This is a genomic window from Psychrobacter sp. 16-MNA-CIBAN-0192 (assembly GCF_040309565.1).
GTDB lineage: Bacteria > Pseudomonadota > Gammaproteobacteria > Pseudomonadales > Moraxellaceae > Psychrobacter.
The window spans coordinates 1-368 of record NZ_JBEOOX010000060.1 but is presented as its reverse complement, the minus strand read 5'-3'; the positions used below and the strand labels follow the sequence as shown (position 1 = coordinate 368).

General features: G+C 55.2%; 1 pseudogene. It reads right to left on the bottom strand.

The window, feature by feature from the left end:
- A pseudogene (locus tag AAEY78_RS12350) lies at positions 1 to 368 on the bottom strand (hypothetical protein); the annotation flags it as partial.

Here is a 368-nt window from a genome sequence, read left to right as displayed (position 1 = left end):
GTGGAAACATCCACACCAGCCCTGCTGTATTTGCCGTTGGCATCTACGGTGACATTTGGCACCGTGACTTGGGTGCCGTTGGCATCAGTCTGCACTACCGTGACGGTTGAACCTGGGGCCACATCGGTGGTGGTACCGCTAATATCGGCGGTGGCGCCGCTGTCATTTAAGACTAGATCGACAGTGATGTTACCGGCGGTCGCGTCCAGATTATCGACATCGGTGTCGTTAACGCTGTTGCCGTTATTGTCTAACGCGGTGGCAGACACGGTGATGTCGCCATCAACTAATGTGGAAACATCGACACCAGCAATGCTGTAGTTGCCGTTGGCATCGACGGTGACATTTGGCACCGTGACTTGGGTGCC